1 protein-coding gene is annotated in these 416 nt (G+C 43.3%); it reads left to right on the top strand.

The window, feature by feature from the left end; genetic code table 11:
• On the top strand, positions 1-416 hold a 416-nt coding region (locus AB4486_RS25545; RefSeq protein ID WP_372119526.1), incomplete at both ends, for a class I SAM-dependent methyltransferase.

The following is a 416-nucleotide window of genomic DNA, read 5'->3' as shown; positions in this document are numbered from 1 at the left end:
GAGGGCCGGTCATATCGCGTGTGAAAGCCCCTTCGGAGAAGATAAGCATTTCCCCAAGGTATTAGAGGTAGGTTCTGGAACTGGTGAACACTTATTGCATGTTAAACACACCTTCGATGAATACATTGTTAGTGATGGTGATGCATCAGCACTCGAAGTAGCAGATAAGCAACTCAGTCGTATCAATTCTTATGACAAACTCACTTTTAACGTAACTAATGCTTGTGAGTTAGATTTTGAAAGCAACAGTTTCGATCGCGTGATCGCAACTCATATATTGGAGCACCTATACGAGCCTCATTTGGTGATCAAAGAGTGGCTACGAGTGTTAAAACCAGGAGGCACTCTGTCTATTTTGATTCCTACCGATCCCGGAATTGCTTGGAAGGTCGGTCGTTATATGACGACAAGAAAAC

The organism is Vibrio sp. 10N.222.55.C6 (assembly GCF_041473395.1).
Taxonomy (GTDB): Bacteria; Pseudomonadota; Gammaproteobacteria; order Enterobacterales; family Vibrionaceae; genus Vibrio; species Vibrio crassostreae_C.
This window is presented reverse-complemented; position numbering and strand designations above follow the sequence as displayed.